Raw genomic sequence first — 16,101 nt, forward strand, 5'->3', positions numbered from 1 at the left:
AAGGCTATAAAAGGCATGACATGCATGAAGGAAACAACCCGACCTGCAAAACATGTGTCGAAACGAAAAGCACGTCGTCGAGAACATGCGCTGTATCGGACGGACAAATCGAGGAGGCGTTAACAGATGACGAAGTACCGCGAAATCCATGCACCTTTGAGAACGATTATGACTCCGGGGCCTGTAGAAGCCGATCCGAGAGTGCTGCGCGCGATGGCGACGCCGATTCTCGGACAATTCGATCCCGAATTCACACGGATGATGAATGAGACGATGGACATGCTCCGGCAAACGTTCCAGACGACCAACCAGTGGGCTTTTCCGGTAGACGGCACATCCCGTTCGGGCATCGAAGCCGTTCTGTGCAGCCTGATCGAGCCGGGCGATAAAGTGCTGATTCCGATCTTCGGCCGTTTCGGCCATTTGCTTACGGAGATTGCGGAGCGCAACGGAGCCGAGGTTCATCTGATGGAATGCAAATGGGGCGAAGTCTTCGACCAACAAGCCGTGATTGACGAAGTGGAGCGCGTGCAACCGAAAATTCTCGCTGTCGTGCACGGAGAAACGTCCACCGGCTGTATGCAGCCGCTCGACAAGATCGGTCCGGCTTGCCGCGAACTCGGCGTTTTGACCGTAGTGGACGCGGTGGCTTCGATCGGCGGTACTCCGGTCAAAGTGGACGAATGGCAGCTCGATGCGGTAATCGGCGGCACGCAAAAATGTATTTCCGTTCCTTCGGGCATGGCGCCGGTCACGTACAACGAACGCGTGGAACGCATTTTGGAAAGCCGCAAAAAAGTCGAGCGCGGCGTCGCGCAGGAAAGCGATCTGCATTACGTGGCGCATCCGATCCGCAGCAACTATTTCGATCTTAGCCAGCTTCAGGATTATTGGGGCCCGCGTCGCCTGAACCACCATACGGAAGCCACGTCGATGCTGTACGCGCTGCGCGAAGGGTTGCGCATTTTGCTGGAAGAAGGACTCGAAGAACGCTTCGAACGTCACAAATTGCATGAAAAAGCTTTGATGGCAGGAATTCGCGGTATGGGTCTCGAATTGTTCAACGACGTCGCCTGGAAACTTCCGGTCGTGACTTGCGTGAAAATTCCAGCGGGCGTGGACGGCGAATCGGTGCGCAGCATGCTGCTGAACCAGTTCGGGATCGAGATCGCAAGTTCGTTCGGGCCGCTGCACGGACAAATCTGGCGGATCGGCACGATGGGCTACAGCTGTCGCAAAGAAAACGTGTTGTTCGTATTGGCTGCTCTCGAAGCGGTATTGATCCGCCACCATGCGCCGATCACGGTAGGACGCGGCGTGCAAGAAGCGCTGGACGTGTACGAGCGGGTAGAAGCGGGCGCTTTGGCTTTATAAAGAAATATCGCAACAAAAAGGATTCCGAGCATTGACGGAGTCCTTTTGCGTGAGAATACGAGATTCGGATTTTTCGGATATTCCTGCTTTCCTGCGATACTGCGGAGAAGTTTTAAACGGAAGGTGAAGCCATGCGAAACAGGTTAACGTTAAAGTCAGGATTGGCAGGGCTTCAGTGGTTGTTTTTTCTGTTCACGAATACGATGGTCATTCCGATCACGGTAGGCGTGGCTTTTGATCTCCCGCAGGAAAACATTCGATTTTTGATCCAGTGTTCGTTTGTGCTGACCGGTCTGGCTTGTATGGTCCAAGCCGGCCTGGGGCATAAACGGGCCGTGATGGAAGGACAGTCGGGTCTGTGGTGGGGCGTTATTTTGAGTCTGTGCGCATCCGCGCCTTCGCTCGGGATCTCGCTTCCGCAGCTCGGTTGGAGTTTGGCCGCAGGCATCATGATTTCGGGCGTGCTCACGATATTGATCGGACTGTTCGGATTGTCCGGCCTGCTCTCGAAGCTATTCAGCCCGGGCGTTATGGCCGTGTTTATGTTTTTGCTCGGCTGCCGGTTGAATACGATCTTTTTGCAAGGCATGCTCGGCATTACTTCCGGCCCTTCCGCCGTAGGTTCTCAGATTCAACCTCCCGTGTTCTTTTTGGCTTCGGCGGTCGCTTTTTTCGTAGCCGTGCTGTCGGTCAAAGCCAAACGTTCGATCGCGCAGTATGCGCTGTTGATCGGCATCTTGGGCGGCTGGGCGCTGCATGTGTTGTTTTTCGGATGGGATGCGGCCGTGGGAGCGGAAACGAACGGTACGGGAGCGGCGAATCCGGGTATGAATCTGTTTCCGCTCGGCGGACCGGAAAACGGACTCGATCTGGGCGTCGTCGTGATTGCGGTGATTGCGGGCCTGATCAATACGTCGAATACGTTCGGCGCTTTGAAAGGCACGGATTTGATCTACGGACAAGCCGCCTCGGCCCAGCAGTATCGGCGTTCGTTCACGATCAGCGGCGCGTTGGCGGTCTTGTCGGGTCCGCTCGGGATGGTACCTTACGCGCCTTACGTCTCGTCGATCGGATTTCTGGAACAAACCCGGATACGCGAACGGCTTCCGTTCGTACTGGGCGGCCTTCTTTTTGCGCTTATCGGTCTGATTCCTCCGATCAGCGGCGTGCTGACCCATTTGCCGCTGAGTATCGGCAGCGCGGTGCTATTCGTCACGTACCTTCGCCTGATCGGTTCTTCGCTGCATTACTTCGGACAGATTCGGATGAATACGGCGAACCTGTATCGAACGTCCGCTCCTTTGTTTATCGGCATTATCGTCATGGGCTTCCCGTCGACTTATTTTTCTTCGTTGCCCCCGCTGCTGCGTCCGCTGCTGGGCAACGGATTGCTAGTCGGTATTTTGTTGGCTTTGGCATTGGACCGTTTAAAAGCAACTGCGCCGGAGCGCGGCTCCAATCTGACTCCCGAAGAAGTGCTTGGCAAGGAACAAAACAAAGGCTTCGGTTGATTTGTAAGAACCATGTAAACTTTTTTTGTTCAACATCAACAGTCGCTCTTCTTCATAATCTACGTTTTTGCTAATGAATTGCCGCGTCAAGCTGATAAAATAAGAACCATAAATCAAGAAGGTGAGAATACATTACACAAAGCAGTGATGTTATCTTACCGGAACCCGATTATTCGTAAACGATACATCGGCGCAGGCAACCAAAAAGAGGGAGTGGAGCGAACATGTCTACAAATTTGGCGGGGAAATCAGTGGAGGAAACACAGGTACGGGAAGCAACCAATGTAGACGACTCTTTAAAACCGAAACGGGACGGCGAAAGAACGGTAGGCCCGATCGCGTACATGTTCATGTGGATCGGGGACGGCGTCAATCTCGGCAACATGACGCTCGGAGCCAGCTTGATCGCGGTGGGGGTCGCGACGTTGAACGCGTTCCAAACGTTCGTTGCCGCGATCTTGGCGATCGGCATCATCTCGGTTATCTTCGCGCTCAACGACCGATTCGGTTATCGGACCGGCATTCCTTATGTAGTTCAGTTGCGCATGTCGTTCGGCATTAAAGGTTCGGTCATCTCTTCATTCCTGCGCGGCATACCCGCGATCGTCTGGTACGGATTCCAGAGTTGGGTCGGCGGTACCGCATTGAACGAAATCGTCAAAGTGCTGAGCGGCGGCGCTTTCGATAGCGTTCCGATCTGCTTCATCGTATTGCAGGCGGTACAGATCGTGTTGTCGCTATACGGGTTCCATGCGATCAAATGGGTGGAAACGCTTGCCTCGGTCGTGATCATGCTCGCTCTGGTCTACGTGTTCGGTCTGCTGCTCACCCAGCATAGCGAAGATATCACGAACGTATGGGTCAACGCGCAAGGAACATGGGGACTTCCGTTCTTCGCGTTCATCATGGTCTTCCTCGGCAACTACGCGGCAATCTTCCTTAGCGCCGCCGATTACTCCCGTGAACTGAAGTCCGGAATCAGCGACAAAAAACGCAGCGCGCTGTACTTCGTCCCGATCATTGTGGCTTACGGCTTCGTTTTGACGATCGGCGCCATGATGGCGGCCGCGACAGGCATTTCGAATCCGGTCAAAGCTTTTGCGGTCATCGTGGACAATCCGTATATTACGGTCGCGGTATCGGCGTTTATCGTCATCGGCGCGGTAGCCGTCAACATGGTCGCCAATATCGTGCCTCCGGCTTACGTGATCTCGCTCGTGACCAAGTTGAAATACAAAGCTTCCGTTGTGATTACCGGTCTGCTGGCTCTTTGCTCGTTCCCTTGGGTGCTGGTGCAAGACTCTTCGGCCAAAGGCTTGAACACGTTTATCTTAATCTACTCCGCTTTCCTCGGTCCGATCGTCGCGATCTTGCTGGTCGAATACTACATTCTGCGCAAGCAAAAAGTGGATTCGGCCGAGTTGTACCGGGAAGACGGCGATTTCAAAGGCTATAATCCGAGTGCGATTCTCGCCATGCTGATCGGAGCGGGTGCGGCGTTCCTGCTGGTGGATATCGGCTGGATCATCGGTTTCGTCACGGCGGGCATCGCCTACGTGCTGCTCAGCAAATACGCGTTCAAAGGCTCTTCGTTTAAAAAAGGAACCATTTACGATACCCATTCAAACTGATTCAAAAGGAGATATCATATGGAAAAGTTCGATTTGATCGTACGCGGCGGCAGCGTGGTGCTGCCGACCGGCGTAGCGCAAGCGGATATCGGCGTCGTCAACGGCAAAATCGCCGCGATTGCGGCCGAGCTTGAAGGCGAAGCAGCGCAGGAATGGAACGCGGACGGCCAACATGTGCTGCCGGGCATGATCGACGTGCATGTTCACTTCAGCGAGCCGGGACGCGAGCATTGGGAAGGATTCACGACCGGTTCGGCCATGATGGCCGCCGGAGGCTGTACCACCTTTTTCGATATGCCGCTGAACGGGATTCCGTCAACGGTAACTGAAGAAGCGCTGCTGGACAAAGCCCGCCTGGGCAACGAGAAGTCGGTTGTCGATTTCGGTCTATGGGGCGGACTGGTTCCGGGCAACGAAGACGATCTTGAGCCGTTGGCCGAAGGCGGCGTGATCGGTTTCAAAGCGTTCATTTCCACCACGGGCAACAAAGAATTCGAAGCGGTGGATGATATGACGCTGCTGACCGGGATGAAAAAGATCGCGGCGCTCGGCAAAATCCTGGCGCTGCATTCGGAAAGCGCGGCGATCACCAACTGGCTCAAAGCGGAAAAAGAAGCCGCAGGACAATTCGGCGCCGACGATTATCTGGCTACGCGCCCGATTATCGCCGAGGTCGAAGCTGTCGAGCGTGCGCTGTACTACTCCGAAATCACCGGCTGCGCCCTGCATTTCGTGCATATCAGCTCGGCGGCGGCGGTCGCGAAGATCGAAGCGGCCAAAGCCCGGGGCATGGACGTGACGGTCGAAACCTGCGCCCATTACCTGCTGTTCAACCATGACGATCTGCGCGAAAAAGGAGCAATCGCCAAATGTGCGCCTCCGCTGCGCGAAAAAGAAGAACAGCAGCGCCTGATCGAATTGCTGGCGGCAGGCAAGTTCGATATGTTGACTTCCGACCATTCGCCTTGCCCGTACGATATGAAAGACCCGAAAGACTTCAATCTGTTCCAGGCCTGGGGCGGAATCAGCGGCGGGCAGTTCACGCTGCTGGCTGCGCTGGAAGTCGCGCTCGCGAACGGTATTCCGTTGGAAAAAATCGCCGCTTGGACCGCATCCAACCCGGCGGAACGCTTCAATCTGGCCGATCGCAAAGGCACCATCGCCGTCGGCATGGACGCCGATCTGGCGATCGTCGATCTGAACGCAAGCTTTACCGTAACGCCGGAAAACTATTATGCCAAGCATAAAGAAAGCCTGTATATCGGCCATACGTTCCCGTCGACCGTTATCGGAACGGTCGTACGCGGCCATATCGTCGTGAGCGGCGGCAAAGTCGAGAAGGCGCCGGCCGAAGGAAGCTGGCAGAAGCCTGCGGGCTTCGAAGTTGGCGAGCAGCAGTTGTCGGCGCAAGAGTAAGCATGCAGTAAAAGTGGTTTTGAAAAAAGACCGCTTCTCCGTCATTTGGCGGGGAAGCGGTCTTTTTTGTAGTTTTAAACGTCGCAAATGCTGGAAAATTCGAACACCACCATCTGGTGACAAGACCATTCCGGTACGGTGCAGCGAATCTGTCCGTTTTCCTGCGAAAACGGGAGGGGAAGGCGTTGCGGCGCCAGATATACTTTGCGTACCGTACGCTGCTCGGCCAATCGGATATCCGTCGACTTGACGAGCGGAAGATCCTCGATGACTTCCGTATCTTTACCGCGACGTACGGGAGAGGCATACAGCAGATGCAGCACGTTGCGGTCGGCGGCGGATTGCCGTTGCAGCGTGACGATGCCTTGCGCAGGCAGATCGACGCTCAGCGTCCGCTCTCCAGCCGCCGATTCCAACAGTCGATCCAGCAGATGCCGCACCATTTGTTTGACTGGAAGACTGCCGTATTCGGCGTAATCCGCGAACAGATTCCATGCCGCATAAATGCCGTCCGCGCCTTCGGTGATTCCCGTTCCCGCATCTTGCAGATCGGAAGGCGCGTGTCGGTGAGAACTGAACGTGAACAGATCGCGGTTAAAATACGGATGTTGCCGACTGCCCAGCGCTTGTGCGTTCTCGGCCAATTCGATCTCGTACGCATTTGCCCCAATCAAAAACGATGCCGGGCGAAGCGAAGAAAGCTCGAACTGAGGACGGGCGTAGGTCGGATTGAAAGGTGATTTTCCTACCCACTCGGCTCCCAAACGCAAAGCAAAACGCGATTCGTCCGGAAGCAGTCCCGATTGTCCGGTAGCGAAAACTTTTCCGCCTTTTGCCGTGAACGCGTCCAGTTTGCGTAGCAGCTCCGGCGTAATTCCGATACAGTCCGGCAGGATCATGATTTTATACATAAGCCAATCACTGTCGAGATCCACAATATCGAATAAATAGTGCCCTTCAAGCAAAATGCGCACCGCTCCGGTATCGGCTGCCGCAACGATTGCGGGGTCGGGCGCTTGGGCACCGAACGCCGTTGCTGCGGCTTCCGCCGACAGCAACGCGATATCCGCTACCGATACGACTTCGCGGCACCATTCTTCTTTGGCTTCGACTTCCGCGTAAGCTTCTCCGATCAGCGCGTACGTGGCAGGGTCCATTTCGCCGAGCGGATGCAGTTGGTCGCCGATCGAACAACCCGCGCCGTTCGCCAGGCTCAGCGCTGCTTCGTAACGCAAAGCGTTAGGATGCTTAAATCCGCCGAATTCGCCCCACGACTGATGGAATTTTCCGGTCATGCCAAGCACGTTCATACCGAGTCCCTGCGCATAACGGGCCGATAGCGGGAAGTGATCATAGCCCCAGCCGCCCGTCGGCAGCGATTCCAGCTCCAAATGCGTGTTCAGATCAGCCAGATCGCGCCGTCCGCGCCGGATATGTCCGTTGTTATGAAACAGCGGCAGATCGGGCTTCGACGCATGAACGGCTGCGTCCATCGCGGCTCCGTACTTCAGATACGTTTCTTCCCAAAGCTGCTGCATATCTGCTGTATTCCGAGGGTCCGATCCGCGCTTGCGAATCTCGGCGACGCAGAATTGGCAGTAACACTCGCGCACGCCGACGATATCCAGAAAAATCCCGTCCACGTCGTACTTTTCGGCTACTTCGCGCACCTGATCCGCCAATATCTCCAAATAAGGCGTGTTCATGCAAAACTGATGATAACCCGGTTGCATAAAATCCGCCGCCCAGTTGGTTCGCTCCTGTTTATCGCGGATCAGCCATTCGGGGTGGCGGCGAGCCAGTTTTTCATCCAATCCCGCTGACAGGTATACCGGCGTTTTCACTCCGATCTCATGCGCCGCTTCGATCTGTGCGCCTAGCAAGTCAAATGACAACTGCGGATGAATCTCGTTCGCTTCGGAAGGGTGATAGGCCCAACCGTGATGGCATTTGGAGAACACCGTAATCGAATCCACATGACCGAGCTTCAGCATGTCCTGGAATTGTTTTTTGGAAAAGCGTTGCCCGATGTCCCCGATCGCTTCGGACGTATGAAAATCCAGATGAACCTGACGGAATCGCATTCCATGTTCCTCCTCGATGGTGTAAAGTATCGTACGATATCTACCACTTTATCGGATATTCGGGCTTAAAAAAGCTGACAATATCGACTATGTATCGTACAATCTCTACATCCTAAACGGAACGTAGGTACGATAGCAGGATGGGAGAGTAGGATCGGATAAGGTGGACAAACTGAAGTGCTGATTAGCCAGCGTGATCAGTGTGTGGAAAGGAGAGTGAGCCTATGCGTACGTTGGAGTTTAACACACCGCCTTTTCCGCAAATTGCCGCGATCGGACATGGCATCTGGCGGCAGGGGATGATCCATGCCGAGCGTGTTTTTGGAGCGTATGATCTGATTATCTGCGGATCGGGCGTGTTGTACATGGAAGAGAACGGAGAGCGGTACGAGATCGGGCAAGAAGAGATGTTGGTGCTGGAGGAAGGGTTGCGACACGGCGGCTACCGTCCGACAGAGGTCGATACGGAAGTGTATTGGATTCATTTTCGGCATACGGCTGCAAATGAACGTAGGCAGCAATCGCGTGAAGATTTGGCGCCGGGCCAACCTTTGCCGCCGCGATCCAGTCAGGAGACGGCTCCGGGTCCAGGTGTCGTCCGCATCCCCAAATTCGGCAGAGTCGATCTTGCGTCGCTGCGGCCTTTGTTGGATCAGATGCTGCGGCTGCACGAAACCCCGACGCTGGCGCGCTCTTACGAACTGCATATCTTATTCGGCCAACTGCTGCTTGAATTGCAAAAAGGACTTACCGTGTCTCAAGTGCGCTCGCGTGCGGATCGGCTGGGTGAAGAATGTGCGATTTATCTGGAACGTACGTTGACGCTTCCGTTCGATTCCGGGCAAATGGAACAGGAGCTGCATTATCATTTCGATTATCTGTCCCGATGTTTGAAGCAATATACGGGGATGAGCCCGCTTGCTTACCGTCATCATTTGCAGATCGAACGTGCCAAACGACTACTTACGCATTGGGATGAACCGCTTACGGCAATTGGCGAGCAATGCGGGTTTCGCGATGCCAATTATTTTTCTCGTTTGTTTAAAAGGGAGACTGGGTTGACTCCGGGCGAGTATCGGCGGAGGCATTCTGTTTTTCGGGTATGAATTTTGATTATTCATGAAATACTGTTTGGGAAGCTAATAACCCATGTCATGGAGAGGCTACAATGCTTTAAAAGCAACGTGGAAAGAACATTTCGTCTGCAAACAAAGCTAGATTGATCTTTAGGCAATGTAGATACTTGGTTCGTTCTTAAATTGCTTGATTAGTCGTTGTACATTGCTTTTTCAGCAATCTAAGTCTATCCCTGCCCTTTTATTCAACTCTACATTGACGAATCGGCAATGTAATGAAAATCTTGAGTAAAATCAGTTGTTTCGAATCCCCGTCCTTAAAAATATCTTTTCCGCAAACACAAAAAAGCCACGCCAAGTGTAGAAGCGCAGCTTACATGCTCTAATCATCCATCTATCCCAAATACACCCAAAAGTAAAAATAGATCAGCTCTGTTCCCGAACAGGACCTTATCCATTTCTTTCTGATCTATTTCCGATTAAATCCGAAATAAGAAGCGGCGTTGCCGTACGCGATATCCTCCGTCATGCGTGACAGAAGATCCAGATCGTCCGGCGCTTCGCCGCGATCGGCCAGTTCGCCGATCCACTCGCATAAGACGCGCCGGAAATATTCGTGCCGCGTGTACGACAGGAAACTGCGCGAATCGGTCAGCATGCCGACGAAGCGGGACAACAGGCCGTTATCGGCCAGCAGCGTCAACTGGCGGCGCATGCCGTCGCGGGTATCGTTGTACCACCAGCCGGAACCCAACTGCATTTTTCCGGCAATGCCTCCGCCTTGATAACAGCCCATCAATGCCAGCAATGCCGGATAATCGCCGGGATTGAGCGAGTAGAGGATGGTCTTCGGCAGACCGGATTCGCTTTCGGCGCGGTCCAGCAGGCGGGACAGCGATTGGGTTAGCGGCAAATCGTTCAGCGCGTCGTAGCCGGTGTCGGGGCCGAGCTTGCGGAACATCGGCGTATTGTTGTTGCGGTAAGCGTGCAGATGCAGCTGCATGGTCCAGCCTTGCCGCGTATACATGCCGATCAGGCGGGTAAGCAGTTCGGTACGATAGCGCGTCACTTCGACTTCGCTCAATTCTTCGCCGTGCAAGCGTTTGGCGTAGATGCGTTCGAGTTCTTCCGTATCCGCTGCTTCGTATTTGAGCGTGTCCAGCGCATGGTCGGACAACCGTCCGCCGCGTTCATGGAAAAAGCGTACGCGTTCTTCCAAAATGTCCGTCAATTCGGCGAAAGAGGAAGCCGTTCGTCCGGACGCCTGTTCCAAACGGGCGATCCAGTCCCGGAATCCGGGTGCATCGATATTGAGCGCTTTGTCCGGACGGAAAGTGGGGAGCACCGTAAAGCGTTGCTCTTCTTCCGCCAGCAGCCGATGGTACTCCAGATCGTCCGCCGGATCGTCGGTCGTGCACACGATTTGCACTTTGGAATTGGCAATCAACGCGCGGCGCGTGAATTGAGGCTGCTTGAGTTTTTCGTTGGCTTGTTCCCAGATCTCGGGAGCCGTGCGTTCATTCAATGGCGACTCGATTCCGAAAAAGCGCCGGAGTTCCAGATGGGTCCAGCTGTACAGCGGATTGCCTACCGTTCTCGGCACGGTTTCCGCCCAGGCCACGAAGCGATCGTAGTCGGAAGCGGAGCCGGTAATCCGTTCTTCGTCGATTCCGTTTGCCCGCATTAGCCGCCATTTGTAATGGTCGCCGTACAGCCAGGCTGCCGTCAGGTTGGCGAACGGTTTGTCTTCATAGATTTCTTTTGGATCGAGGTGGCAGTGGTAATCGATGATCGGCATATGCTGCGCATGTTCATGGAACAGCTTGCGCGCCGTTTCGGTAGAGAGCAGGAAGTCGTCGTTCAAAAAGCCGCTTTTCCCAGCCGATGTGACAGCCGCGTTTTCCGGTGAACCGGATTGCCCCGTTTGACCTGCGTGCGTCGTTTTCGTATTCATAGCGTAACCCCCGTTTTAAAAATAGCCAGTTCGCGCACCTGATTTTCTTCGTTCCGCGTTTTGCGGCCGCTGGCGACTTCGATCAAATAAGCGATAAACGATTCCAAAATTTCTTCCATCGGCTGTTCCAGCAGCGGTCCCGCATTGAAATCCATCCAGTGGCCTTTTTTGGCGAACAGTTCGTTGTTGGTAGCGACTTTGACCGTAGGCACGAAGCTGCCGAACGGCGTTCCGCGTCCGGTCGTGAACAGCACCAGCTGGCAATCGGAAGCGGCGAGCGCGGAGGAAGCGACCAGATCATTACCCGGTGCTTGCAGCAGGCTCAGTCCTTTTTTGCGCAGCTTCTCGCCGTATTTCAGAACATCGACGACAGCCGAAGTTCCTGCTTTTTGCGTGCATCCCAGCGACTTGTCCTCCAGCGTGCTGATGCCTCCCGCTTTGTTGCCCGGCGACGGATTTTCATATACCGTTTCCCCGTGAGAAAGAAAATACTGTTTGAAGTCGTTGATCAGCCACACGATATCTTCGAACACTTCTTCGTTTTCCGCGCGGGCCATCAGCATTTTTTCGGCGCCGAACATTTCGGGAACTTCGGTTAAAATGGTGCTGCCGCCTTGACCGATCAGGAAGTCGGAAAAAGCGCCGAGCAGCGGATTGGCGGTGATGCCGGAAAATCCGTCCGAGCCGCCGCATTTCAAACCTACGTTCAGCTCGCTTAACGGCACGGGCTCACGTTTATCGCCTACAGCCGCTTGATGCAATTCTTCAAGCAGTTCCAGCCCGGCTTCGACCTCGTCTCCGACCTCCTGCGCGACAAGGAACTTGACCCGGGATTCGTCGAAGTTGCCCAGCATCTGCTTGAATTCGGCGACGATGTTGTTTTCGCAGCCCAGTCCGAATACCAGCACGCCGCCCGCGTTGGGATGATTGACGGCGTCCATCAGAATACTGCGCGTCATCCGGTGGTCGTCGCCGAGCTGGGAGCAACCATATGGATGCTTAAGCACCGTCACGTTGTCGAAAGGTCCGAGGTCGGGATGGATCGCTTTGAATTCGGCAACCATCAGCTCGGCGACGCCGTTCACGCAGCCGACGGTCGGAACGAGGAACAGATCGTTGCGAATGCCGACCTTGCCGTTACTGCGGCGATAGCCGTCGAAGGTGAGTCCGCGGTTTGGATAGGAAACAGGATGCAGCTCCGGTTCATACTGATATTCTTCTTCGCCCGCGAGCGTCGTTTTGATATTGTGCGTATGAATCCATCCGCCGACCGGAATATCTTCGGCGGCATAGCCGATCGGCGCTCCGTATTTCATGACGACTCCGCCTGCCGGGATCGACGCGGTCGCGATCTTATGGCCTTGCGGGACGTCGCTTAGACTGGACACTTCCGTTCCTTCCGCATCCAGATGCTCGCCGCCGGACAAAGGACGCAAAGCAACAGCAACGTTGTCGCGGGGATTCATTTTCATCAAAGTCCGCATATGGCAGTCCTCCTATACAAATTGATGGAGCTGTAAGTCCGAAGAGTCAAGTTCGTGCATATGGCCTTCGAGGCGAGCGGATAAGCCGGGAATCTCGTTCAGATCAACGCCCCATAATGCAGTTTGACTCAAAATACGGGGGATGAACTGATCCGGGTCGGCCCACGCCCGGTCGAAAACGCCCAACACCGAAGCTTCGTCCTGCCGCACGATCCGATCGCCGCGATAGCTGTACAGCAAAGCGGCAAAAGCAAGCGTGATCCGCGGAGGAAGCTCGCCCCGTTCCCGAACGTAGCGGAGCAGGATCGGCAGCAGGCGCGCTTTGAATTTGGAAATGCTGTTGAGCGAGATCGAGCGCAGCTCATGCCGGATCGACGGATTGCGGAAACGCTCCAACACGGCCTGCGCGTAACTTTGAAGCTCCTCCACCGGAAGGTCGAGCATCGGAATCAGTTCCTGTTCGATCATGGATTGAAGGAACGTGGAGAAGGCTTCATCGTTCATGACGTCTTCGACCGTTTCCAGACCGCTCAGCAATCCGAGAGGAACCATCGCCGTATGCGGACCGTTGAGCAAATGTACCTTTCGCTCGCGGTACGGCGTCATATCGGAGGTCACCACTACGTTAAGGCCGGCTTTGGCAAGCGGGAACTGTTCTTTGATGATTTCCGGTCCTTCAATCACCCACAGCAGATAAGGTTCGGCGGTTACCGCCAACTGATCCTCGTAACCGAGCCGCTGCGCCAGTTCCTGTTCTTTGCCGCGCGGGAATCCGGGGACGATGCGATCGACCAGACTGCAACAGAATGTATTTTGCGTATCCAGCCATAGATGGAACCCTTCGTCCAGCATCCAATCCTCGGCATGCTTTTTCACGATTTCCAGCAATTTCTCGCCATTCCGGTCGATCAGCTCGCAGGGGATGATGGTGAAGCCGGATTTACCCAGCGAATATCGGCGATACAGTAAGGCAGTCAGCTTGGCCGGGAATCCGGCAGGAGGTTTGTCGTTCAAGTGATCTTCCGGACGATATACGATCCCCGCTTCCGTCGTGTTGGAGACGATGATCGAGAGCTGATCGTTATCCGCCAACGCCAGATAAGTCTCGTACTCCATATAAGGGTTGACCAGACGGTTCACGCTTCCTACAACTTCGGCGGAATCGACAGTTTGGCCGTTTTCGATCCCATTCAACAGCACCGTGAACAAATAGTCCTGCTCGGCGAATTTGGTATTCACTTCTTCCGAGATCGGTTGAACGAGAACGGCATTGCCTCCGAATAAGCCTTGATGGTTCATTTTCTGAAGCTGCCAATCGATGAATGCCCGCATAAAGTTGCCGCCGCCGAACTGGATGACCTTTTCCGGGAAAGCGGCTACTTTTGGCACGATATTGCGCGACAGTCTGGGTAAACTTGTCATGCTTTTGGCTCCTTTGAAATGAATTTTTGCACACGTGAACATTTTGCTTTGAACAAGACGGCAGTGCCGAACACTCAACGGGTATCCGGCAGCCAGGTGCAATCAGTCACCGTCTTTGTTTATCAAATTTGCTACAGAACGGCGTTGTACCAGCTTGCTGCCGAGCAGGCGCTGAACGGGTTCGGCGTCAGGCTGTTCCATGCGCCGAAGCAGGAGTTTGGTTCCTTCGGCGGCAATCTCCGATACGGACTTATGGATCGTCGTCAGCGGCGGATTCGTGTACTGGGCGAAGATCATATCGTCGAAGCCGATCAAGGAAACTTCGCCGGGAATCTGGACCCCGCGGTCGAAGCAGGCATTCATCGCTCCGATCGCCATATCGTCGTTGCCGCAGAAGACGGCAGTCGGACGGTTTTTGAGATCGAGCAGGGTGTTCATGGCCGCGTATCCGCTCTCGATACTGTAGTCTCCAGGCACGAAATAGTCCGGATTTGGCGATAGGCCGTGGGCGATCAGACTATCCATATAGCCCAGCCGCCGTTCGGAAGAAGACTTGAACCCCGGCTTGCCTTCGATGATGGCGATCAAGCGGTGTCCGCATTGCCACGCATGATCCGCAGCGGCATGTCCGCCGACCCGGTCATCCGACGCTACGTTGGGAATCGACGGATCATCCAATTGGCGGTTCAAGACGACTAGAGGTATTCCGGCCGACTGAACATGATAGATAAACCGATTGTCTAACTCGCTCTGGCTCATCACCAGAATTCCGTCGTAGCGGCGGGGATTGATACTGTCCAGACTGCCCGGATCGTCGATGCCGCTGACGGTCAGCATATACTGCTCGTCCAGCTCTCGGCGGATTCCTTTGAGCGCATCGGCGAGAAAGCTTGAAGAAGTCCCTTGCTCAATACTGGAAAAGAATAATCCGATCGTGTTCGACTTGCGCGTAACCAGGTTTTTGGCACTGTAGTTGGGCACGTAGTTCATATCCGAGGCGATCTTCGCGATTCGCTCCCGCGTGACCGGCTTGATCAACGGACTGCCGTTCAACGCCCGGGAGACGGTCGTGTGCGAGACGCCTGCCGCTCGTGCAATGTCTTTGATCGTAATCATGCGTTTCGCTCCCGACTATGGATGTTAACGTTTTCATCATAACGAGCATGGAAGTCTTTGTCAACGATCCAAATTGCGGTATTCCCGCGGCGAGACGCCGGACAATCGCTTGAACATTTTTCCGAAATGCGAAAAGTTTTCAAAGCCGACCTGCTCGGATACGATCGTCACGCTGTTTTTGGTCTCGCGCAGTATCCGTTGAGCTTCACGAATGCGGGTGATATTCACATATTCGGCAAAACCGAAACCCGTCACTTCTTTGAATGTCCGGCTCAAATGGCTTCGGCTGATGTAGAATCGGCGCGATAGCTCATCCAGCTCAAGCGGTTCGGCGAAGTGTCCGTTGATATGCCGCACCACTTCCGATACTTTCCGCTGAACGGGGGTAATCTCGGGCATTGGCGATACTCTTGGCTTACGCGAAGCGCGTGCCGCCAGAAGCAGCAGTTCGCCGGCCATATGCCGAACATGCAGACGATAGCCGGTAGGACGCACATGCAGCTCATTTAACAGGGAAATCAACAGTTCTTCGGCGTGCAGCCGTTCTTGCAGGTTCAATGACACCAACGGACAACCGCGGATAAAAGGAGTTCGCAGCAGCTCGCGTTCTTCCGCCGAAAAGCGATCGAAATAGCTCGTCGAGAAATAGAGCACAATCCGTTCGTGGTCAGGAATGCCGGAGTCGGTACTTTTATGTACGGCGTTGGAATCGATCAGAATCAGGTCGCCGGCCCGGATTCGGTAGGAGCTGTCTTTGACGAAATAATTGCGCTCGCCGCTGAACAAATAATACAGCTCATAGCTCGCATGGTAATGATTCTGGATCATGGAAAAGTGTCCGCAGCGACGATCGAATTCGGCCCGGATTTCATCCTCGTTATCGCCGTAATGCAGAAGATCAGGAATCGCTTGCAGGTTCATCACAACGCTCCTTTCACGAGTTGGCTACTGTCCGCACCGACTCTGTTCTTTTGCGGTAATACGCTTTCATTTTATCGTTCTATTTTAGCAAAAAAAGCGGGGTCTGCGTCAA

Annotated in this window: 11 protein-coding genes; 5 read left to right on the forward strand and 6 right to left on the reverse strand. The window is 54.4% G+C overall.

Annotated elements, in window-relative coordinates; all coding sequences use genetic code 11:
- Positions 1 to 126: 126 nt before the first annotated feature.
- The 4 genes from WKI47_RS16415 to WKI47_RS16430 all read left to right on the forward strand — a co-directional run bounded on the left by WKI47_RS16415 (position 127) and on the right by WKI47_RS16430 (position 5,932).
- A complete protein-coding gene (locus WKI47_RS16415) occupies positions 127 to 1,374 on the forward strand; it encodes an alanine--glyoxylate aminotransferase family protein (protein ID WP_340228243.1) in 1,248 nt (415 codons plus the stop codon).
- 131 nt (positions 1,375 to 1,505) lie between these two features.
- On the forward strand, positions 1,506 to 2,885 hold the full coding sequence (locus tag WKI47_RS16420) for a uracil/xanthine transporter (protein WP_340228244.1): 1,380 nt from the start codon (positions 1,506 to 1,508) through the stop codon (positions 2,883 to 2,885).
- Between the two features lie 224 nt (positions 2,886 to 3,109).
- Positions 3,110 to 4,516, forward strand: a complete 1,407-nt coding sequence (locus WKI47_RS16425) for an NCS1 family transporter (protein ID WP_340228245.1) — start codon at positions 3,110 to 3,112, stop codon at positions 4,514 to 4,516.
- An 18-nt stretch (positions 4,517 to 4,534) separates the two neighbouring features.
- On the forward strand, positions 4,535 to 5,932 hold the full coding sequence (locus WKI47_RS16430; protein ID WP_340228246.1) for an allantoinase: 1,398 nt from the start codon (positions 4,535 to 4,537) through the stop codon (positions 5,930 to 5,932).
- A gap of 74 nt (positions 5,933 to 6,006) precedes the next feature.
- Here the strand turns inward: WKI47_RS16430 and WKI47_RS16435 are convergent, their stop codons facing one another.
- Positions 6,007 to 8,016 carry an alpha-amylase family protein gene (locus WKI47_RS16435; protein ID WP_340228247.1) on the reverse strand — a complete coding sequence of 670 codons (2,010 nt, stop codon included), beginning with the start codon at positions 8,014 to 8,016 and terminating at the stop codon, positions 6,007 to 6,009.
- 224 nt (positions 8,017 to 8,240) lie between these two features.
- Here WKI47_RS16435 and WKI47_RS16440 point away from each other — a divergent pair, with 224 nt between their 5' ends.
- On the forward strand, positions 8,241 to 9,122 hold the full coding sequence (locus WKI47_RS16440; RefSeq protein ID WP_340228248.1) for an AraC family transcriptional regulator: 882 nt from the start codon (positions 8,241 to 8,243) through the stop codon (positions 9,120 to 9,122).
- A gap of 439 nt (positions 9,123 to 9,561) precedes the next feature.
- Here the strand turns inward: WKI47_RS16440 and uxaC are convergent, their stop codons facing one another.
- The 5 genes from uxaC to WKI47_RS16465 all read right to left on the reverse strand — a co-directional run bounded on the left by uxaC (position 9,562) and on the right by WKI47_RS16465 (position 15,989).
- Complete coding sequence (gene uxaC / locus WKI47_RS16445) at positions 9,562 to 11,046, reverse strand: glucuronate isomerase (protein ID WP_340228249.1); 1,485 nt, start codon at positions 11,044 to 11,046, stop codon at positions 9,562 to 9,564.
- A complete protein-coding gene (locus WKI47_RS16450; protein ID WP_340228250.1) occupies positions 11,043 to 12,530 on the reverse strand; it encodes an altronate dehydratase family protein in 1,488 nt (495 codons plus the stop codon). Before WKI47_RS16450 ends, uxaC begins: the two co-directional genes overlap by 4 nt.
- Positions 12,531 to 12,542: 12 nt before the next feature.
- The gene (locus WKI47_RS16455; protein ID WP_340228251.1) at positions 12,543 to 13,952 is read right to left on the reverse strand and encodes a tagaturonate reductase; all 1,410 of its coding nucleotides are present in this window, start codon (positions 13,950 to 13,952) and stop codon (positions 12,543 to 12,545) included.
- 102 nt (positions 13,953 to 14,054) lie between these two features.
- Positions 14,055 to 15,068 carry a LacI family DNA-binding transcriptional regulator gene (locus tag WKI47_RS16460; protein WP_340228252.1) on the reverse strand — a complete coding sequence of 338 codons (1,014 nt, stop codon included), beginning with the start codon at positions 15,066 to 15,068 and terminating at the stop codon, positions 14,055 to 14,057.
- 60 nt (positions 15,069 to 15,128) lie between these two features.
- On the reverse strand, positions 15,129 to 15,989 hold the full coding sequence (locus tag WKI47_RS16465; protein ID WP_340228253.1) for an AraC family transcriptional regulator: 861 nt from the start codon (positions 15,987 to 15,989) through the stop codon (positions 15,129 to 15,131).
- Positions 15,990 to 16,101 lie beyond the last annotated feature (112 nt).

Origin of the sequence: Saccharibacillus sacchari (assembly GCF_037722395.1) — a bacterium.
GTDB classification, from domain to species: domain Bacteria; phylum Bacillota; class Bacilli; order Paenibacillales; family Paenibacillaceae; genus Saccharibacillus; species Saccharibacillus sacchari_A.